Genomic DNA, 19,133 nt, shown 5'->3' on the forward strand with positions numbered 1-19,133 from the left:
GCACGTGTAACCGGGTGGCGATGGCGCTCTGTCTCGCCGCGACGCCGGCTGTGGTGGCCGCCGAGACGCAATGGCCAGAGCTACCGGCGACCGGCTTCATCAGGGGGCGACCGGCAACGGTTCAGGATGCCCGGGAGGGCAGCGCCGTTTTCTCCATGAACGGCGGCGGCAAGGGCCCGTTGACTTCGGAAATCCCTCAATACGCGGTCTGGACTGACGAACACGGGGTTAAGCGCCCGGCGATCCTCGTCCAAGCCGAACGCGCACAAGACGGCGCGGAGATGGTCGGCTTACGTAGTCTCGCTGGCTCGGAGATCGTGGCGACCATGCCTGAAGTGACCCTTCTCGGGACTAGAAAGCCGCATTGATGTTCAAGAAGATTTTGGTCGCCAATCGCGGTGAGATCGCCTGCCGCGTCATGCGGACCGCCAAGCGGATGGGCATCGCAACGGTCGCGGTATATTCGGACGCAGATGCCCGCGCGCCGCATGTCCTGATGGCCGATGAGAGCGTGCGCCTGGGCCCGGCACCCGCGGCCGAAAGCTATCTCAAGGCCGAGTTGATCCTGCTCGCCGCCAAGGAAACCGGCGCCGACTGCATCCACCCAGGCTATGGCTTCCTGTCCGAACGCGAGAGCTTCGCGCGCGCCTGTGCGGAGGCGGGCATCGCCTTTGTCGGCCCACCGCCGAACGCGATCGCGGCGATGGGTGACAAGATCGAGTCCAAAAAGCTCGCCAAACAGGCGGGCGTCAACGTCGTCCCTGGTTACCTAGGTGAAATAGCCGACACGGACGAGGCGGTGCGGATTGCGACCGACATCGGCTATCCGGTGATGATGAAAGCGTCGGCTGGCGGCGGCGGCAAGGGGATGCGCCTCGCCTGGTCCGAACAGGACGTGCGCGAGGGATTCGAGGCGACCAAGCGCGAAGGCCTTGCCAGCTTTGGCGACGACCGCGTCTTCATCGAGAAGTTTATCGAGAGCCCGCGCCACATCGAGATCCAGGTGCTGGGCGACCAGCACGGCAACATCGTCTATCTTGGCGAGCGCGAATGCTCGATCCAACGCCGCCACCAAAAGGTGGTGGAGGAAGCGCCATCCCCCTTCGTCACGCCCGAGATGCGTCGCGCCATGGGTGAACAGGCTGTCGCGCTCTCCCGCGCGGTCGGCTACTACTCTGCGGGCACCGTCGAGCTGATCGTGTCAGGCGCCGACACGACCGGGCAGGGTTTCTACTTCCTCGAGATGAACACCCGCCTACAGGTCGAGCACCCTGTCACGGAAGCGATCACCGGGCTCGATCTGGTCGAGCAAATGATCCGCGTCGCGGCGGGCGAGCATCTCGCGTTCACGCAGGATGAGGTGAAGCTCACCGGCTGGGCCATCGAGAACCGCGTTTATGCCGAGGACCCCTATCGCGGTTTCCTCCCCAGTATCGGCCGCCTGACCCGCTACGCCCCGCCGGAGGCATCCGCGCATCAGCAGCCGCTCGGAAGTGTGAGCGATGCCTATGTCCGTGTCGATGACGGCGTGACCGAGGGCGGCGAGGTATCGATGTTCTATGACCCGATGATCGCCAAACTGATTACTTGGGCACCCACCCGCGAGGAGGCAGCGGACCTGCAGATTTCCGCGCTCGACTCGTTCGAGCTCGATGGCGTCGGCAACAACATCGACTTCCTGTCGGCGTTGATGCAGCACCCGCGATTCCGCGCAGGGGCGCTCACGACCGGCTTCATCGCGGAAGAATATCCCGACGGCTTCAACGGCGCCCCTGCCGCGCCCGAGCTTGTTCAGGCTCTTGCCGGGATAGCTGCCTTTGCCGCGACGGCAGAAGCCGATCGCGCGCGCCGCGTCGATGGCCAGCTTGGCCGACGGTTGCGGCCGCCCAGCGAGTGGCTGGTGCGCATCGCGGGTCGGGAGCATCAGGTCCTGCTCGCCCCCGACACGCTGGTGATCGCCGGCGAAGAAGCGGACCTGTCGATCGAGTACACCCCCGGCGACCGGCTGGTGCATGCTGAATGGAACAGCGCGCCGCTGTCCGTCCGGCTTGCCCGCACCCGCACCGGCTTTCGCCTGACCACCCGCGGCGCGAGCCACACCGCCCGCGTTCTGCCCGCGCATGTCGCATCCTATGCGCACCACCTGATCGAGAAAGTGCCGCCCGACCTCAGCCGCTTCCTGATCGCCCCCATGCCGGGCCTGCTGGTGCGACTGGACGCAAAGGCTGGAGACAAGGTGCAACCCGGCCAGCCGCTCGCGGTGGTCGAAGCGATGAAGATGGAGAACATTTTGCGCGCGGAAAAGGCGGGCACAATCAAGTCCGTGGAGGTCGAAGCGGGTGCCAGCCTGGCGGTCGATCAGGTCATCCTGGAGCTGGAATAGGGCGCCCGGGCGACAAATTGCGACACAATTGCGCTGGACTGGAACAGGTGTGCTGTTCACACACCACGCCCATGTTTCGCCCCCGCGCGCTCCTTCTAGTCTCCGTGTCGGCCAGCGTCGCACTGGCCGGTTGCACGGTTGGCCCCAACTATCGGCCGAGCACACCTGCTGAGCTCGGCGTGCCCGACGCATGGTCAGTCCCGGCGGCGGCCCGGGCCGACAATCTCACCCGCTGGTGGGACCGCTTCGATGATCCGGTTCTGGGCGAGTTGGTGGAGGCTGCGCGCGCGGGCAACACGGACCTTGCCCAGGCGGTCGGCCGATTGCGCCAGGCGCGGGAGTCGCTGGTACAGTCGCGCTCGCAACTGCTGCCCACCGTGTCAGGTTCGGCGGGTTACAATCGCTCCTTTAACCTGGTCGGCGGCACGAGCAACCTGACCCTGCCAGACGGCACGGTGACCACTATCTCCCGCTCGGCCGGCGACAGCTTCTCACTCGGCCTTGATGCGCAATACCAGCTCGGCCTGTTTGGCGAAGTGCGCCGCACGGTGGAGGCGACGCGGGCGGAGGAACAGGCGGCGGGCTATGACTATGCCGCGGTTCTCGTCTCGATCGAGAGCGACATTGCCCGCAACTACGTCCTGGTCCGCGCCTATCAGGCGCAGATCGCCAACGCGCGTGCCAGCCTGCGCATCCAGGACGACAATCTGCAGATCGCGGGCTTCCGCGTACAGGCGGGCCTCGTCTCCTCGACCGATGTCGAGCAGGCGCGCAGCCAGCGCGCGCAGACGGCGGCAACCATCCCCAGCCTGGAACAGCAATATGCGGCTGCCGTGGCGCGGCTCGGCGTGCTGTCGGGCCAGGCACCCGGCGCCCTTCGTGCTCGTATGGAGGCGACACGACCGATCCCGACCGCTCCCGGCGTGGTTGGCGCCGGCATCCCCGCCGACACGCTGCGCCAGCGCCCGGACGTCCTTGCCGCCGAACGCGCACTGGCATCCGCCACCGCGCGGATCGGCGTCGCCAGGGCGCAGCTTTATCCCGCGCTCGCCATCACCGGCAACATCCAGACTAACGCCACCTCGATCGGCAGCATCGGTGACGCGGTCACCGGCGGCCTGTTCGCCGGGCTGACCCAGGCGATCTTCAACGGCGGTCGCCTGCGCAGCCAGGTGCGCAGCGCAGAGGCTGCCGCGGACGTTGCTTTCGCCAGCTACAAGGGCACCGTGCTGCTGGCGCTGGAGGATGTGGAGAACGCGATTGTCGCGCTAGACACCGCCCGCCAGCGCGAAGTCCAGTTCCGCATCGCCTTTGACGCCGCCAGCAACTCCGCGCTGCTTGCCCGCAGCCAGTACCGCACGGGGCTGACCGACTTCACCACGCTCAACCAGCAGGAAGCGGCACTGCTCAGCGCGCAGAACGGCCTGACCCAGGCGCGTTCAGACCAGGCTGCGGCGTTGATCGCGCTTTATGCGGCGCTCGGCGGCGGATGGGAGCCTGCTTCCATCCCGACCGCTGAGGCTACCCGCACCTCCACCCCCCGCCCAACGGGAAGCAATTAATGGCAGACGAACAGCTCGACGAGTTCCTGGGCACCAAGCCCGCGCCCGCGTGGCGCCGCTGGGGCAAGTGGGTGCTCGTCGCGATTGCCGTGATCCTGCTCGCGCTGCTGCTGAAGAGCTGCTTTGGCAGCAAGGCGGACGCGGGTTACGCCACCGCGCCGGTCAATCGCGGCAACCTGACCGTCTCCGTTTCGGCGACGGGCAAGCTCGCACCGACCAACCAGGTGACGGTCGGGTCGCAGCTGTCGGGCCTGGTCACCAAGGTCGTCGTGGACGTCAACGATCGCGTGACCGCCGGCCAGGCGCTCGCCCTGATCGACCCCCAGCAGCTCGAAGACCAGATCCGTCAGATCAACGCCCAGATTGAGGCGAACCAGGCGCAGGTCGGCCAGGCCCAGGCAACACTCGCCCAAAGCCGTGCGCAGCTGAACCGCCTCGAAGAGGTGTACCGCCTGTCCAACAAGCGCGTGCCGTCCGAAACCGAGCTTCAGGCCGGTCGCGCCGATTATCAGCGTGCCGTGGCGGCCTTGCGGGTCGCCCAGTCCAACGTCGCCGCGACCCGCGCGCAACTGGGCCAGGTGCAGACACAGCGTGCCCGCGCCATCATCCGCAGTCCCGTCAACGGCGTCGTGCTCGCGCGTCAGGTCGACCCAGGCCAGACCGTCGCTGCCTCCTTCAACACGCCGACGCTGTTCGTGATCGCGGAGGACCTGACCCAGATGAAGCTGGAAGTCGCGATCGACGAAGCGGATGTGGGTCAGGTGAAGGTCGGGCAGAAAGCCTCGTTCACCGTAGATGCCTTCCCGGGCAAAACATTTCCCGCAACGATCAGCCGGGTCGACCTCGGCTCCAACCTGACCGTCAGCTCGGCCACCAGCTCCGCTACCACCAGCGCCACATCCACCACCGGGCAGGTCGTCAGCTATGCCGCCGACCTCACCGTCTCGAACCCAACATTGCAGCTGCGCCCAGGCATGACAGCGACGGCGGACATCATCACGTCGGACAAGGGCAATGCGCTGCTCGTCCCCAACGCCGCGCTGCGCTTCAAGCCGACCGCGGACGGCGCGGGCCAGGGTTCGGGCAGCGGGGGCATCACCAGCGCCCTGATCCCGCGCGGTCGGCGCGGCGGCGGCGGTAACCAGCGTCAGGCGACCGTTGGTCGCGGCGGCGTCCAGACCGTGTACGTCAAGGGTGCAGACGGCAAACCGCAGCCCGTGCAGGTCACGACCGGCGATACCGATGGCACCATGACGGAAATCTTGTCCGGCGATCTCAAGGCCGGACAACAGGTCATCACCGGGCAGCTATCGGGCGATGACGCCGGCGGCTCGGCTGGTCGCCGGAACGCAGGTGCTGGCGGCGCGCGCCGGCGCGGGGCAGGGGCGGGCGGTGGCCAGTAGCGCCGATCCCCTGATCCGACTGCGCAACGTCACCAAGGCTTATGGCTCGGGCGCGACGCAGTTCCAGGCACTGAAGGGTGTCGACCTAGACATCCAGGCGGGTGACTTTGTCGCGGTCATGGGGCCGTCCGGGTCGGGCAAGTCGACGACCATGAATATCCTCGGCTGCCTCGACGTGCCCACGGCTGGCGAGTTCCTGTTCAAGGGCGTGCATATCGAGCGGCTCGACCGTGACCAGCGCGCTCTGCTTCGCCGCAAATATCTCGGCTTCGTGTTCCAGGGGTTCAACCTCCTGGCGCGCACCTCTGCGCTGGAGAATGTGGAGCTGCCGTTGCTCTATCGTGGCGACGAAAAGAAGGCGCGCCGCGCGCTGGCAATGGGCGCGCTGGAAAAGGTCGGGCTGGATCAATGGTGGGATCACACGCCCGGCGAGTTGTCGGGCGGGCAGCAGCAGCGGGTCGCCATTGCGCGCGCGATCGTGACGCAGCCGGACGTGCTGCTTGCCGACGAGCCAACCGGCAACCTCGATTCCGAACGCTCCGTGGAGATCATGGAGCTGCTGACCGACCTCAACCGGGCGAGCAACATTACCGTGCTGATGGTCACCCACGAACCCGACATGGCCGCCTTTGCGCGCACGGTGGTGCACTTCAAGGACGGGCTAGTGGAGCGGATCGAGCGCGGTCACCAGCAGGGCGTCGTCCCGGAGATGCGTTGAGATGACCTGTTCATCCCTTGCCATACTCTGGGGTAAGTCGGGACCCAGCCTCGGCGCACAGCGCCGAATGGCGCTGCCGTACGATACCGTTGTGAGGTGCTGGATACCGGCCTTTGCCGGCGAACAGGAGCACTAACATGGGCGGCACCATCCTTCTGCTCGCGCTGCGCTCGATCGCCCGGCACAAGCTGCGCTCATTCCTGACCATCCTGGGCATCATCATCGGTGTCGGCGCGGTGGTGACCATGGTGACGCTGGGCAAGGCGACCACCGCCGCCGTCCAGAGCCAGATCAGCGCGCTCGGCACCAATATCCTGCAGATCCGCCCCGGCCAGGGCTTCGGTCGCGGCGGCGGCGGCCCGCGCCCGCCGGACTTCAAGCCCGCGGACGTCACCGCCATCGCCAACCAGGTCGCGGGCGTCACCGCCGTCGCCCCCCAAGCGCAGGCGACCGCGACCGCCATCTATGAGGGCGCGAACTGGTCCACCACCGTCAACGGCACCACTGACGCGTCGTTTACCGTCCAGCCTTGGCCGCTGGTGGCAGGGCGCCGCTGGACGCCGGCGGAGGAGCAGGCCGGCAAGGCTGTTTGCATCATCGGCAACACCGTTCGCCAGAACCTGTTCCGAGGCGGCCAGGCGGTCGGCCAACGCTTTCGCATCGGCCCGATCAGCTGTGACATCATCGGCGTTCTGTCGACGCGGGGGCAGGCTGGTTTCGGCGGCGACCAAGACGACGTCGTTGCCATGCCGATCAAGGCGGTGCAGCGCCGCTTCACCGGCAATCGCGATGTGCGCCTGATGCTGGTCGGCGTCGACCAGGCTTATTCCACCGCGGCCGTGCAGGCATCCATCCAGGACTTGCTGCGCGAGCGGCGCAACATCACGCAGGGCAAGGACGACGACTTCTTCATCTTCGATACCAAGCAGATATCCGACACGCTGACCGGCACCACCACGTTGCTGACCCGCATCGTTGCGGCAGTCGCCGCGATCAGCCTGGTGGTCGGCGGCATCGGCATCATGAACATCATGCTAGTGTCCGTGACGGAGCGCACGAGAGAGATCGGCATCCGCCTGGCCATCGGCGCCGTGGCGCGTGAGGTGCTGATGCAATTCCTGGTCGAAGCGGTGGCGCTGTCGTGCCTGGGCGGCCTGATCGGGCTCGTGATCGCGCAGCTCGTGATCCTGGCCATCACGCCGTTGATGCAGGTACCGTTCCTGTTCGATCCGCAGATCAACGTGATCGCCTTTGCCACCTCTGCGATCATCGGCGTGGTGTTCGGGTATTTCCCGGCACGGCGCGCGGCCTCGCTCAACCCCATCGACGCGCTTCGGCACGAATAGTGTTCGCGGGGGTGGGGCGGTTGGTCTAGCCCAGTCGCCCGCGCAGCCGTTCCAGCTCTTCGGCCGTATCGACGTCGACCAGGTCGTCCACTGGTGCGCTCACCAGCACCGCGTCGCGTAACAGGGCCCGCGCGCCTACGTCTCCGGAAAGCGCCCGCAACCTCGCGAACTGGTCACGCGTGAACAGGGCAGGGGGCTTGGCGGCGTGCCCATCGCTGGATGCCACGACGCCCGCGGCGCCTGCTGCCGCGAACAGCCGCTCGACATGAGCTGCGGTCACGCAGGGCATGTCTGCCAGCGCGACCAGCACCGCCGCTGCCCCGAGCTTATCCGCAACCTCGACCCCGAGCGAAACCGACCGCCCCATACCAGCCGCTGGGTCGGGGTTCACGACTTGTCGAAACCCCAATGCCGCTAAATCCAGCCCACCAGCAGCCGTTACCGCCACCCGCTCCCGAAATGGCAGAGCAGCCAGGGTTGCCGCAGCGACCTCGCCCAGCTGCCGCCCGAACAGCTCCTGATGCAGCTTGTGCCGCCCAGCCCCAAAGCGCGTCGAGCGCCCGGCCGCCAACAACACCAGAACGCTGTCCTCAATCCTCGGCATGGAAGGCGCCGACCATCGCCGCGGCGATCGACAGCGCGATCTCCGACGGCCCGATCGCGCCGATGCTGATCCCGACCGGCGCATCGATCCGGTCGATCTGCTCCGCTGACAGCCCCGCCGTCGCCAGCCGCTCTCGCCGCGCCGCATGGCTGCGCCTACTGCCGAGCGCCCCGACATAGGCGGCCTGGCTGTTCAATGCGGCGATCAGTGCGGGATCATCGATCTTGATGTCATGGCTAAGAGTCACCACCGCGGTGGCCGGGTCGGGCCGCAGCGCCTCGACCGCCTCGTCCGGCCAACGGTCGTCCAGTGTCACGCCGGGAAAGCGCTCCTCGGTCAGAAATCGGGCGCGCGGATCAACCACCGTCACCTTGATCCCCAGCGTCGTCGCGAGCTGCGCCAGCGCTTGCGCGATCTGCACCGCGCCAACGATCAGCAGACGGCGCGGAGGGGCGTAGCGGTTGGCGAACACCGCCCCCGTCTCGACCGGACGCAGGTCGCTGTGCCCGGTGGCCAGGTCCGTGGTGACGGTCAGAGCGCGTCCCTGTTCGCCAGCCTCGGAAATCCGGTCAAACAATTCGGGGTCGAAGCCCTCCGCGCTGACCGGCTGAACCATGACCTCGATCTCGCCGCCGCAGGGAAGGCCGACCTCCCATGCCGCCGCGTCCGCAACGCCGTACCGCATTATCTGGAACGGCGCGCCCGCGATCACGTCGGCGGCGGTCTGCATGATATCGCTTTCGACACAGCCGCCCGACACGGAGCCCTCGAACCGGCCATCGGCATGAACCAGCATGTGGCTTCCCTTGGGCCGCGGCGCCGACCCCCAGGTGGAAGTGACGGTGGCAATGGCCATGGGCTGTCCCGCCCATTGCCGGGCGGCCGCGATCACGCTGTCATTTTCGGCCATGTTCTCTCTTTCAGACCGCCGGCAGGCCGGCGATGAGCTTGTCCAGCGTGACGGGGAAGTCGCGTACACGCACTCCGCACGCGTTGAAGATCGCGTTCGCCACCGCGGCGCCAGCGCCCGAAATGCCAAGCTCCCCCACGCCCTTTGCGCCGACCTGATTGGCGCTGGTGTCCACCTCCTCGATGAAGTGGCACTCGATCGCGGGCACGTCGGCGTTCACCGCGACGTGGTATTCGCCGAAGTCCGGGTTGGCGAAGCGGCCGGTGCGCGTGTCGACCACCGCTTCTTCCTGCAGTGCATAAGCGATGCCCCATACCATGCCGCCGACCGCCTGGTTCGCGGCCGTTGCGCGGTTGAGCACGCGGCCGATCTCGAACACGCCCAGCATCCGGCGCACGCGCACCTCGCCCGTCACAGCGTTGACAGCAACCTCCGCGAATTGCGCGCCGTGGCTCGCCTGACTCGTCCCGCTCGTTTCCGCGCCAGGCATCGCCTTGCCCGTCGCCTGAATGGGCTCCCCGTGGGTCAGGTCGGCCAGGGGAACCCGCCGCTCGCCCACGCTGACGCAGCCCTCGCGCAGCCGCAGCTCTTCGGGCGCAGCATTCATCCGGCGACCGAGTTCGGCCAGGATGTCCTCGCAGGCGAGCACCACGGCGGACCCCGCGCTGCTCGCGCCGAATGACCCGCCCGATCCCGCGCTCGGCGGCAACTCGCTATCGCCGAGCCGCACCTCAACAGCGTCCACCGGCAATCCCAGCATCTCGCCCGCAACCTGCGCAAGGATCGTGTAGGTGCCGGTGCCGATGTCGGTCATGTCGGTTTCGACAAGCACCCGGCCGTCGGTGCCCAGCGTCACGCGCGCCTGCGCCTCGACGGTGAAGTTACCCCGCAGCGCCGCTGCCATGCCAAGGCCGATCAGCCAGTCACCCTCCCGCCGCGCGCCAGGGGTGGGGAGACGCCGATCCCAGCCGAAGCGCTGCGCCCCTTCGTCATAGCAGTCCAGCAGCCGCCGGGTGGAGAAGCGCTTGCCACTCAGCGGATCAACCTCGGGCTCGTTGCGGCGGCGAAGCTCGATGGGGTCGAGGCCGAGTTGATGTGCCAGTTCGTCCATCGCGCATTCGATGGCAAAGGTGCCCACGGCCTCGCCCGGCGCGCGCACCGCGCCAGTCTGGGGGAGGTCGACGGTGACCAGGTCGGTGCGGAAGCGGCGAACCTGCCCCGCGTATAGCGGCAGTGAACCAAACGGTACCGGCTCGACGAAATCGCCATGTTCGTTCTGCGCGACCACGCTGTCATGCGCGATTGCGCCGATCCGCCCGTCGCGGTCGCAGCCGATCCGGATGCGCTGCCTGGTGGGGGAGCGATGGTGGACCATGCTCGCGGTCTGGCGACGGGGCAGGGCGATCTTCACCGGCCGCCCGACCCGTTCCGCCGCGATCGCCGCGACGATCGCTTCGGGGCCTACGCCGGTCTTGCCGCCGAAGCCGCCGCCGACGAAGGGCGCCAATACTCGCACCCGCTCTTTATCGATGCCCAGCACTGTCGCGATCGTGCCCCGCGCCGCGCCGATGATCTGGTTGCTGGTCCTGACGGTCAGCCGGTCGCCGTCCCACCACGCAGTCGTGGCGTGCGGCTCCAGGGCGGCGGGGAAGTGCGCCGGTGTCGTATAGCGCTGGTCGAAGACGACCTCCGCGGCCGCAAGCGCGCTGTCGAGATCGCCTGCGTCGATGGGCGGCAGAAAGCCTTTACCATGGTCCGTGTCGGGCGTTTCAGCGCCAGCATCGAAGCGCCCGGCCGCTGCCTCGGATTCCACCCGCACCAACTGCGCCGCCTCCGTCGCGGCCTGGGGCGTTTCCGCCACCACGATCGCCACCGGCTGGCCCGCATAAAAGATGTCGCGCAATCCTGTCGGCGGTGCCTGGCGAGAATTGCCGCCCTGTGCCGGCAGGCGGGGATCGTCGGTGATGACCACCAGCACCCCCGCGACTGCCTCCGCTGCGCTCGCGTCGATGCCGATCACGCGGCCATGCCCGATCGCGCTGACCACGATCGCCGCATAGGCGGTGCCCTCCGGCGCCTTTTCCGCGGCGTACTGCGCGGTGCCGGTCACCTTTGCTGGCCCCTCAATCCGCGGCACCGCTGCGCCCAGCACACCCTGCTCCGCCTGGGTGAGCCCAGCCGGACGGTACGGCCCGTCCATCTTACCTTCGCGCATTGCCCAACCCCGAACCGTTGACCGTCCGTATATAGGCCGACCGGCGCACCGTTACACTGGCGGCAACTGGTCCAGCAGCTTGTCGAGCGTCAGCGGGTAATCGCGCATCCGGACGCCAACCGCATTGTTGATTGCATTGGCGATCGCCGCGCCCGCGCCGCAGATGCCGAGTTCGCCGATTCCCTTGGCGTGGATGGGATTGGCGTGAACGTCGCGCTCATCGAGGAAGTGAACCTCAAGTGCGGGGACGTCGGCGTTCACGGGCACATGGTATTCGGCCAGGTCGTGGTTGACGACCTTGCCGTTGCGCGGGTCGTGGACGACCTCCTCCGTCAGTGCGGCGCCGATGCCAAAGGTCATGCCGCCCAGGCACTGCGAGCGCGCTGTTTTTTCGTTCAGGATGCGCCCTGCTGCGAAGACGCCGAGCATCCGCACCACCCGCGTTTCACCCGTGATCGCGTTCACCGCGACCTCTGCGAAATGCGCTCCATAGCTTGCCTGGGTCGTCAGCTTGGCCTGCAGTCCTGGGGCGACCTGTCCGGTTGCGTTGATCCCGTCGCCGACAAGTTCGGCCAGCGGCACAGAGCGGTTCTCGGCGATGACGCGGCCGTCCTTCAGCGTCATGGCGCCAACCTCGACACCCATCTTGTCAGCGATCTGCTTCTGCAACGCTTCGCACGCCAGGTACACCGACGACCCTGACGAGGTCGCACCCCATGATCCGCCCGACCCTGCACCCGGAGGAGCATCGGTGTCGCCCAGATGCACGGTCACGTCCTCGATCGGCAGGCCCAGCATCTCCGCAGCGATCTGCGCCAGGATGGTATAGGTACCCGTGCCGATGTCGGTCATGTCGGTTTCGACGATGGCGTGGCCCTGGCCGTCCACCGTGACCTTTGCGGCCGACTTCATCAGAATGTTCGATCGGCCAGCCCCAGCCATGCCGATGCCGTGAAACCAGTCGCCGCGCCGGTCACCCAGCGCCTCGCGCCGCTCGGACCAGCCGAACAGTTCCGCGCCCTTGTCCATGCACTGCGTCAGCATGCGCGAGGAATAGGGCACGTTCTTTTCCGGGTCCTTGTCCGGATCGTTGCGCCGCCGCAACTCGATCGGGTCCATGCCCAGCGTTTCGGCCAGCTCGTCCATTGCTGTTTCCAGCGCGAGCATTCCAACCGCCTCGCCAGGTGCGCGCATGGAGCCTGACAGCATCCAGTCGAGTTCGACCAGGTCATGCGTGATCAGCCGGTTCTTGCCGCCATACATGAAGTGTGTCGACTGTCCGGCGGGCTCGAAATATCCCTCGCCCGGCAGGTTGGAACAGATCGTCTCGTGCGCGATCGCGGTCAGCGTGCCGTCGGCATTGGCGCCCAGGCGGATACGCTGTTCGGTGTTGGAGCGACGCACCGTCGCCTCGAAAACCTGCTGGCGGGCCATGACGACCTTGACCGGCCGGCCCAGCTTCTTGGCCGCGATCGCCGCCGCGACGCTTTCAGGTGCGATTCCGAGCTTCGAGCCAAAGCCCCCGCCGACATAGCGCGCGACCAGCCGGACCTTGTCCAGCTTCAGCCCCAGCGCATCGGCCAGTTGCTGGCGGTCGGAGGAAAGCATCTGCAACGAAGCGTACAGCGTCAGCCGGCCGTCATCGTCCCAGCTCGCAATGCTGGCATGCGGCTCCATCGCCGCGGAGTTCTGGCTGGGCGTGGTATAGGTACGGTCCAGCGTGACGGGCGCCTCCGCCAGTGCCTTCTCGACGTCGCCCTGGTCGTAGTGCGAGGGGATGTTGTTGTACGGCGGCTTCTTTGCCTCTTCGCGATAGGCGTTGAAGCTGTAGCGGCCCTCTTGCTCTTGGTATTCGACCGCCAGGCGCACTCGCTCCGCCGCGTCGCGCGCCGCTTCATAGGTTTCGGCGATGACAATCGCGACCGGCTCGCCGACATAGTCGACGTTTTCGACGCCCTGGGTCGGTGCCTTCTTCTCGCCGCCCTGCTGCGAGTTGCGCAGGAACGTCTTGTAGTCGACCACCACGTCGATGACGCCCGGCACCTCACGCGCGACCTCCGCGTGCAACTCGGTGATCTTGCCCTTGCCGACCGTGGAGCCGACCAGGAAGCCGTAGGCGACGTTCGCCAACCCGTACTCGGCGGCATAGGCCGCGTGACCTGACACCTTCAACGGCCCGTCGATGCGGCTGATCGGCTTGCCGATCACGTCCTGCGCACCCTTGTCGAGCAGGCTGTCGGGGTGCGCGGTGTTCATTACCAGGCTGTTGCTGCTGTTCTTGTCGCCGAGGCCGAACATGGCGTTATTCTCCGGTCACGTCGCGCAACGTCGCCAGCAGCGTGCGGCGGGCGAGCGGGATCTTGAAATCATTGTCGCCAAAACCCCTGGCCCCATCGAGCAGGGCGTCGGCCGCGGCCTCGAACGCATCGCGGGTCGGCGCCTTGCCGACCAGCGCAGCTTCCACGTCAGGGTTGCGCCATGGCATATGGGCTAGGCCACCAAAGGCTAGCGCGGCGTGCGATATGCGCCCGTCCTCGACCTTCACCACGCCCGCGATCGACACGAGTGCAAAGGCGTAGGAAGCGCGGTCGCGCACCTTGCGATAGAATTGCCGGGCGCCCTCAACCGGGGCAGGCAATTCAATGTGGGTGATCAGCTCTCCCGGCTCCAGCACATTCTCGATGTGCGGTGTGTCGCCCGGAAGACAGTAGAAATCGTGGATGGAGATGCGCCGCTTGTCGCCGTCGCGCTTCAGCGTGATGATCGTCGCGTCGAGCGCGCGCATGGCTACCGCCATGTCGCTGGGATGCGTCGCGATACAGTGCTCGCTGGTCCCGATCACCGCCAGGATGCGGTTGAGCCCACCGAATGCCGAGCACCCGGTCCCGGGCTCCCGCTTGTTGCAGGGAGAGGCGGTGTCATAGAAATAGTAACAACGCGTCCGCTGGAGCAGGTTGCCGCCCGTGGAAGCCTTGTTACGCAGCTGCCCCGACGCGCCCGCCAGCAACGCGCGGCTCAGCGTCTCGTAGCGCTCGATGATACGGCGGTCGGCGGCGAGGTCGCTGTTGGGCACCAGCGCACCGATCGTCAGCCCGCCATCCTCCCGCTCCTCGATCTCATCCAGCGGCAGGCGGCTAATGTCGACCAGCTTGTCAGGCGTTTCCACCTGCAGCTTCATCAGGTCGAGCAGGTTGGTGCCGCCCGCGATGAAACGCGTATGCTCGGTATTCACCTCGCGGATCGCCGCTTCGGGGCTGTCCGCCTTGGCATAGCTAAAGGGCTTCATCCCGACACCTTCTGGCTGGTCTGGCGCTGATCTTCGGAGAGGCCTGCGACCTCCGCGATCGCATCGACGATGTTGGGGTAGGCGGCGCAGCGGCACAGATTGCCGCTCATCCGCTCGCCGATCTCCTGGTCGTTGAGCGAAGGGGAAGAAAGATCGTCGCTGACCCAGCTCGGGAAGCCCTTCTTGACCTCGTCCAGCATGCCAACGGCCGAACAGATCTGGCCCGGCGTGCAATAGCCGCATTGGTATCCGTCATGGCTGACGAAGGCGGCCTGCATCGGGTGGAGGTTGTCCGGCTGGCCCAGCCCCTCGATCGTCGTGATCTCGTCATCCTGGTGCATCACCGCCAGGCTCAGGCAGCTATTGATGCGCCGGCCGTTGACCAGCATCGTGCAGGACCCGCACTGACCATGGTCGCAGCCCTTTTTGCTGCCGGTCAGGCCCAGATGCTCGCGGGCGAGATCGAGCAGGGTCGTGCGAATATCTGGCTCGGCCTCGTACCGCTGGCCGTTGATCGTCCAGTGCATGCTGGGGTCCCTCTTGTCTTGAAGGCTTAACGCAGGTTCGCCGGTGCGTATCCGGGTGAGAATGGTTCGCAGTGATCAATGGGCGGCTGGCACCGCGGGGCGCATGGGGGCAGGGTAGCGAAATGCGCCCTGAACCGCTCTCCCCGCCCATCCTGATCGCGCATCGCGGCGCCAGCGGTGAACGGCCGGAGCACACGCTTGCCGCCTATGGCCTTGCGATTGACCAGGGTGCCGACGTGATCGAGCCCGACCTGGTGCCGACCCGCGACGGCATCCTGGTCGCGCGGCACGAAAGCGAAATCGGTGGCACGACCGACGTCGCGGACCATCCTGAGTTCGCGGCCCGGCGCACGACCAAGCGGATCAGCGGGCACGATGTGGCCGGCTGGTTCACCGAGGACTTCACGCTGGCGGAGCTGAAAACCCTGCGCGCGCGTGAACGCCTTCCCGGCCTGCGCCCGGCCAACACGGCCCATGACGGGCGGTATGAAGTGCCGACGCTTGCCGAGGTCATAGACCTTGCCAAGCGTCGCTCGGTCGAGGTCGGGCGTACGATCGCGATCTACCCCGAAACCAAGCACCCGACATACTTCGCCTCAATCGGGCTTTCGACGGACGAACCGCTGGTCCGCGAGTTGCAGGCGGCAGGATGGACCACGCCGGATGCGCCCGTGTTCATCCAGTCGTTCGAGGTCGCGAACCTGCGCCGCATCGCGGGCCTCACTCACCTGCGACTGGTTCAATTGTTGAATGCGCATGGTGGCCCCGCGGACGGCGCAGAAGGAAGCTATGCCGCGATGGCGACCCCGACCGGGCTTCGACAGATCGCGAGCTATGCCTGGGGCATCGGCCCCCACAAAGGCCTGCTCTGGCATGATGACGCGCCAACAACCTTGGTGGCCGACGCGCATGACGCCGGCTTGCGCGTCCATGCCTGGACCTATCGCGCGGAGAACGCCTTTCTACCGCCCCGCTTTTACCGCGGCGACGCGCCGGGCGATCATGGCGACCTGATTGGTGAGATCAATGCGGCGCTTCGCCTTGGAATCGACGGATTCTTCACCGATCATCCGGCACAGGGCGCCGCTGCCCTCGCCCGAAAGGACCTTCCCTGATGCGTGTTCGCTTGTTCATCGCCGCCAGCCTGCTGCCGCTGACTGCCGGCTGCATCAGCACGGCAGCTAGCGTGGTGAAGGCGCCGTTCAAGGCTGCGGGGCAGGTCGTTGACTGGAGCACGACGAGCCAGGAAGAAGCGGATCGCAACTATGGTCGCAAGATGCGCAAGCAGGAGGCCAAGGAAGGCCGCGAGCGTCGCGATTTCGAGAAGCATTGCCGCAAGAACCGGGAAGATCCCGATTGCCAGAACTACAACGGCTATCGCGCGGGCAGCTGACGCCCCGCCCAGCGCAGCACCAGATAGCCTGCCACCGCCGACATTACCGATCCGCCCAGCACGCCGACCTTCACCTCGGCAAGTAAAAGCGGGTCGGCGAAGGCGAGGGCGCCGATGAACAGGCTCATGGTAAAGCCAACGCCGCATAGCAGCGCGACGCCATAGACCTGCGCCCAGCTCGCGCCGGCAGGCTTGCTCGCGACTCCCAACGCCACCGCGCCGCGCACGGCGACCAGGATGCCGGCCTGCTTGCCCAGAAACAGCCCCGCCGCGATGGCGAGGGGCAGGGGAGCGAACAGCTCGTTTGCGCCCAACCCGGTCAGCCTGACGCCAGCATTCGCGAAACCGAACACCGGCACGATGGCGAACGCGACCCAGGGTGACAGCGCGTGTTCCAGCCGGTGGAGCGGCGATGCGACGCTGTCCGGCTGTCCCGGGCTTTTTTCAACCGGGATGGTGAGGGCAGCCAATACGCCCGCGACAGTGGCGTGCACGCCCGACAGAAACACCGCGACCCACAGCAACGCGGCAAGCGGCAGGAAGACCGCCAGCCGTCGCTCTCCCCGCCTGTTCGCCCACGCCATCATGGCCAACACCAGCGCCGCTGCGGCAAGCGGGAGAAGCCGCAGATCGGCCGTGTAGCCGAGTGCGATGATAACTACCGCCCCCATGTCGTCCACGATCGCAACCGTGGTCAGGAACAGCTTGAGCGACGCCGGCGCGCGGGAGCCAAGCAGCGCCAGCACGCCCATGGCAAAGGCGATGTCGGTCGCAGCCGGGATCGCCCAGCCTCGCGCCAGGCCAGGCTCGTTCCCTGCCAGCAGCAGGTAAACAAGGGCGGGCGCCACCATCCCTATCGCTGCGGCGACAAAGGGCAGCACCCGGTCGCTGCGTTGCGCCAGTCGCCCGTCCACCAGCTCGCGCTTCATCTCCAGCCCGACAAGCAGGAAGAACACTGCCATCAGCGCGTCGTTCACCCAACGAAGCAGTGTCAGCGGCCCGATGCGCCAGTGCAGCGCCGCCTCATACGCGTCCCCCGCAGGACCGTTGGCGATTACCAGCGCCAGCGCCGCCGCCCCCATAAGCAGCACACCGCCCGCCGCCTCGCTCGACAAAAAGGACCTAAGTGCTGACGCCGGGCGGTGCAGAACAACTGCTGGTGACATGGGCAATCCTCTGGTTCGCCCACCCTGTGGCCGCGATCCAGAGCACGTTCAACGCTGCTGGATCAGAACCAGCCCATCACCGTCACCGGAAAGGGCGTCCAGCGGCCCACTCGTACGCCCGCCTGTCGCAGCGCCCGCCCCGTCCAGGCGTTGCAAGTGTTCATCAGGTCGTAGCGGCCCTGTGCCTCGTAAAAGGCATCGTGGCGGTCGTTGCCGGGATAAGCGCGGCCACCGGGTTTCAGGCTCATCCGCACGAACGCGACCAGTCGCGCATATTCCTGCGGCCGCAACACGACCCGCCGCACGCCCGTGGCGGGGTCGTCCTGCGGCTCGGCGATGTGCTCGATGTGCAGCAAGGTGCGGTTGCTGCCGACTGCCGCGAACAGCAGCGTGGACGGGCGCAGGTCAGCCCAGGTGGGCGTGTCGAGAAAGAACGCCGTTTCTCCCCAGCCGATCGCCAGCCAGCCGTGGCGCGCAAAGCGGGGGTCGCGCAGGTCGCCGGCGGGGGCCAGGTCAGAAAGGTCGATGTTTCCGGCGCGCTTGGGCAACACCAGGTCCGTGTGGATGCCGTTATCTTCGAGGAAGATCGGAATGCCACTCGTCGGTTGGCGCCAGTCCGGGTTGCTCGGCAACGACCCGCCGACCAGTCCCGCCGCCAGATAGGCGATGATCGCCAGCAGCAATGCTGCCCCGATACGCCGTCCGTTTCGCGCCAGCATATGTCCATGCTAGACCAGCCGCATGGCCAATGACACGCACGTTCTCGACTCACCCCCGCCCGGTGCTCGTCCGGACTGGACGATCAGCCAGAACTGGGGCGCGTACACGGCTGAGGAACATGCAACCTGGGACACACTGTTCGCGCGCCAGGCGAAGCTGCTGCCCGGCCGCGCGTCCAATGCGTGGTTGAAGGGGCTGGACGTGCTGCGTCTGGATCGCCCCGGCATTCCTGATTTCGAGCAGCTATCCGACCGTCTGGAGAAGCTCACCGGCTGGCGCGTCGTGGCGGTGCCCGGGCTGGTGCCGGACGATGTCTTTTTCGATCATATGGCGAATCGCCGGTTTGTTGCGGGCAACTTCATTCGGCGCCCCGACCAGCTCGACTATCTGCAAGAACCTGACGTCTTCCACGACGTGTTCGGCCATGTACCGATGCTCGCCGACCCGGTCTTTGCCGATTACCTGGCCGCTTATGGTCGCGGTGGCCAGCGCGCGCTGGGGCTCGATGCGCTGAAGTATCTCGGTCGCCTTTACTGGTACACGGTGGAGTTCGGCCTGATCGCGGAGCCGGAAGGCCTGCGCATCTATGGCTCGGGGATCGTGTCGAGCTATGCAGAAAGCCGTTTTGCGCTCGACGATCCCAGCCCGAACCGCATCATGCTCGACCTCGCCCGGGTGATGCGCACCGAGTATCGGATCGACGACTTTCAGCAGAACTACTTCGTCATCCCGAGCGTCGACGAACTCCTGCGCCTGACGGTCGAAACCGACTTCGCGCCTTTGTACGAACAACTGAAGCAGCAGCCGGACATCCCCGTCGCCCAGATCGAGCCGGGCGACGAGGTGTTGACCCACGGCACTCAGGAATATGCCCGCAGTAAGACCTCATAGGAGAAGCTT

At 66.7% G+C, this 19,133-nt stretch carries 17 protein-coding genes; 9 read left to right on the top strand and 8 right to left on the bottom strand.

Annotation, left to right across the window (positions count from 1 at the left end; translation table 11 throughout):
* Nucleotides 1-14 precede the first annotated feature (14 nt).
* The 6 genes from FHS94_RS14160 (at nt 15) to FHS94_RS14185 (ending at nt 7,412) form a co-directional block, all read left to right on the top strand.
* Nucleotides 15-368: a hypothetical protein gene (locus FHS94_RS14160; protein WP_184059001.1), complete on the top strand. Its 354-nt coding sequence runs from the start codon at nt 15-17 to the stop codon at nt 366-368.
* Nucleotides 365-2,383: an acetyl-CoA carboxylase biotin carboxylase subunit gene (locus FHS94_RS14165; protein WP_184059003.1), complete on the top strand. Its 2,019-nt coding sequence runs from the start codon at nt 365-367 to the stop codon at nt 2,381-2,383. The genes FHS94_RS14160 and FHS94_RS14165 overlap by 4 nt, the downstream gene beginning before the upstream one ends.
* A 71-nt stretch (nt 2,384-2,454) precedes the next feature.
* Entirely contained in the window at nt 2,455-3,945 is a 1,491-nt protein-coding gene (locus FHS94_RS14170) for an efflux transporter outer membrane subunit (RefSeq protein ID WP_184059005.1), read from the top strand.
* Complete coding sequence (locus tag FHS94_RS14175) at nt 3,945-5,348, top strand: efflux RND transporter periplasmic adaptor subunit (protein WP_184059007.1); 1,404 nt, start codon at nt 3,945-3,947, stop codon at nt 5,346-5,348. Before FHS94_RS14170 ends, FHS94_RS14175 begins: the two co-directional genes overlap by 1 nt.
* On the top strand, nt 5,263-6,066 hold the full coding sequence (locus FHS94_RS14180; protein ID WP_184059009.1) for an ABC transporter ATP-binding protein: 804 nt from the start codon (nt 5,263-5,265) through the stop codon (nt 6,064-6,066). Before FHS94_RS14175 ends, FHS94_RS14180 begins: the two co-directional genes overlap by 86 nt.
* Nucleotides 6,067-6,203: 137 nt before the next feature.
* Complete coding sequence (locus tag FHS94_RS14185; protein ID WP_184059011.1) at nt 6,204-7,412, top strand: ABC transporter permease; 1,209 nt, start codon at nt 6,204-6,206, stop codon at nt 7,410-7,412.
* Between the two features lie 25 nt (nt 7,413-7,437).
* On the opposite strand, the gene FHS94_RS14190 is transcribed toward FHS94_RS14185, so the two are convergent.
* From FHS94_RS14190 to FHS94_RS14215, 6 genes are read right to left on the bottom strand one after another with little or no spacing between them, the layout of a single operon-like run.
* Nucleotides 7,438-8,016 carry a nucleotidyltransferase family protein gene (locus FHS94_RS14190; RefSeq protein WP_184059013.1) on the bottom strand — a complete coding sequence of 193 codons (579 nt, stop codon included), beginning with the start codon at nt 8,014-8,016 and terminating at the stop codon, nt 7,438-7,440.
* Entirely contained in the window at nt 8,003-8,926 is a 924-nt protein-coding gene (locus FHS94_RS14195) for an XdhC family protein (RefSeq protein ID WP_184059015.1), read from the bottom strand. The genes FHS94_RS14190 and FHS94_RS14195 overlap by 14 nt, the downstream gene beginning before the upstream one ends.
* Before the next feature lie 10 nt (nt 8,927-8,936).
* Nucleotides 8,937-11,141, bottom strand: a complete 2,205-nt coding sequence (locus tag FHS94_RS14200; RefSeq protein WP_184059017.1) for a xanthine dehydrogenase family protein molybdopterin-binding subunit — start codon at nt 11,139-11,141, stop codon at nt 8,937-8,939.
* Between the two features lie 51 nt (nt 11,142-11,192).
* Complete coding sequence (locus tag FHS94_RS14205; RefSeq protein WP_184059019.1) at nt 11,193-13,439, bottom strand: xanthine dehydrogenase family protein molybdopterin-binding subunit; 2,247 nt, start codon at nt 13,437-13,439, stop codon at nt 11,193-11,195.
* A 4-nt stretch (nt 13,440-13,443) separates the two neighbouring features.
* The gene (locus FHS94_RS14210; protein ID WP_184059021.1) at nt 13,444-14,427 is read right to left on the bottom strand and encodes an FAD binding domain-containing protein; all 984 of its coding nucleotides are present in this window, start codon (nt 14,425-14,427) and stop codon (nt 13,444-13,446) included.
* Nucleotides 14,424-14,954 carry a 2Fe-2S iron-sulfur cluster-binding protein gene (locus FHS94_RS14215; RefSeq protein ID WP_184059023.1) on the bottom strand — a complete coding sequence of 177 codons (531 nt, stop codon included), beginning with the start codon at nt 14,952-14,954 and terminating at the stop codon, nt 14,424-14,426. Before FHS94_RS14215 ends, FHS94_RS14210 begins: the two co-directional genes overlap by 4 nt.
* A gap of 122 nt (nt 14,955-15,076) precedes the next feature.
* Between FHS94_RS14215 and FHS94_RS14220 the strand changes: the two genes are divergently transcribed.
* Both FHS94_RS14220 and FHS94_RS14225 read left to right on the top strand, forming a co-directional pair.
* Nucleotides 15,077-16,069: a glycerophosphodiester phosphodiesterase gene (locus FHS94_RS14220; protein WP_184059025.1), complete on the top strand. Its 993-nt coding sequence runs from the start codon at nt 15,077-15,079 to the stop codon at nt 16,067-16,069.
* Nucleotides 16,069-16,347, top strand: coding sequence for a hypothetical protein (locus FHS94_RS14225; RefSeq protein WP_184059027.1), 279 nt, complete (start codon nt 16,069-16,071; stop codon nt 16,345-16,347). The genes FHS94_RS14220 and FHS94_RS14225 overlap by 1 nt, the downstream gene beginning before the upstream one ends.
* Here the strand turns inward: FHS94_RS14225 and nhaA are convergent.
* Together nhaA and FHS94_RS14235 are read right to left on the bottom strand one after the other, a co-directional pair.
* Complete coding sequence (gene nhaA, locus FHS94_RS14230; RefSeq protein ID WP_184059029.1) at nt 16,329-17,513, bottom strand: Na+/H+ antiporter NhaA; 1,185 nt, start codon at nt 17,511-17,513, stop codon at nt 16,329-16,331. The genes FHS94_RS14225 and nhaA overlap by 19 nt on opposite strands.
* A gap of 62 nt (nt 17,514-17,575) precedes the next feature.
* Complete coding sequence (locus tag FHS94_RS14235) at nt 17,576-18,232, bottom strand: TIGR02117 family protein (protein ID WP_184059031.1); 657 nt, start codon at nt 18,230-18,232, stop codon at nt 17,576-17,578.
* A 22-nt stretch (nt 18,233-18,254) separates the two neighbouring features.
* On the opposite strand from FHS94_RS14235, the gene phhA reads away from it, so the two are divergent.
* Nucleotides 18,255-19,124 carry a phenylalanine 4-monooxygenase gene (phhA, locus tag FHS94_RS14240; protein WP_184059033.1) on the top strand — a complete coding sequence of 290 codons (870 nt, stop codon included), beginning with the start codon at nt 18,255-18,257 and terminating at the stop codon, nt 19,122-19,124.
* The last annotated feature ends 9 nt before the right edge of the window (nt 19,125-19,133 follow it).

Origin of the sequence: Sphingomonas aerophila, assembly GCF_014199305.1 — a bacterium.
GTDB lineage: Bacteria > Pseudomonadota > Alphaproteobacteria > Sphingomonadales > Sphingomonadaceae > Sphingomonas > Sphingomonas aerophila.

Excerpts from the sequence above, each read along its gene's own strand:
- FHS94_RS14185 (WP_184059011.1), top strand. The coding sequence starts at position 6,204 with ATGGGCGGCACCATCCTTCTGCTCGCGCTGCGCTCGATCGCCCGGCAC.
- FHS94_RS14175 (WP_184059007.1), top strand. The coding sequence starts at position 3,945 with ATGGCAGACGAACAGCTCGACGAGTTCCTGGGCACCAAGCCCGCGCCC.
- FHS94_RS14225 (WP_184059027.1), top strand. The coding sequence starts at position 16,069 with ATGCGTGTTCGCTTGTTCATCGCCGCCAGCCTGCTGCCGCTGACTGCC.
- FHS94_RS14195 (WP_184059015.1), bottom strand. The coding sequence starts at position 8,926 with ATGGCCGAAAATGACAGCGTGATCGCGGCCGCCCGGCAATGGGCGGGA.
- FHS94_RS14235 (WP_184059031.1), bottom strand. The coding sequence starts at position 18,232 with ATGCTGGCGCGAAACGGACGGCGTATCGGGGCAGCATTGCTGCTGGCG.
- FHS94_RS14170 (WP_184059005.1), top strand. The coding sequence starts at position 2,455 with ATGTTTCGCCCCCGCGCGCTCCTTCTAGTCTCCGTGTCGGCCAGCGTC.
- nhaA (WP_184059029.1), bottom strand. The coding sequence starts at position 17,513 with ATGTCACCAGCAGTTGTTCTGCACCGCCCGGCGTCAGCACTTAGGTCC.
- FHS94_RS14205 (WP_184059019.1), bottom strand. The coding sequence starts at position 13,439 with ATGTTCGGCCTCGGCGACAAGAACAGCAGCAACAGCCTGGTAATGAAC.
- FHS94_RS14210 (WP_184059021.1), bottom strand. The coding sequence starts at position 14,427 with ATGAAGCCCTTTAGCTATGCCAAGGCGGACAGCCCCGAAGCGGCGATC.
- FHS94_RS14200 (WP_184059017.1), bottom strand. The coding sequence starts at position 11,141 with ATGCGCGAAGGTAAGATGGACGGGCCGTACCGTCCGGCTGGGCTCACC.
- FHS94_RS14220 (WP_184059025.1), top strand. The coding sequence starts at position 15,077 with ATGCGCCCTGAACCGCTCTCCCCGCCCATCCTGATCGCGCATCGCGGC.
- phhA (WP_184059033.1), top strand. The coding sequence starts at position 18,255 with ATGGCCAATGACACGCACGTTCTCGACTCACCCCCGCCCGGTGCTCGT.
- FHS94_RS14180 (WP_184059009.1), top strand. The coding sequence starts at position 5,263 with ATGACGCCGGCGGCTCGGCTGGTCGCCGGAACGCAGGTGCTGGCGGCG.
- FHS94_RS14190 (WP_184059013.1), bottom strand. The coding sequence starts at position 8,016 with ATGCCGAGGATTGAGGACAGCGTTCTGGTGTTGTTGGCGGCCGGGCGC.
- FHS94_RS14215 (WP_184059023.1), bottom strand. The coding sequence starts at position 14,954 with ATGCACTGGACGATCAACGGCCAGCGGTACGAGGCCGAGCCAGATATT.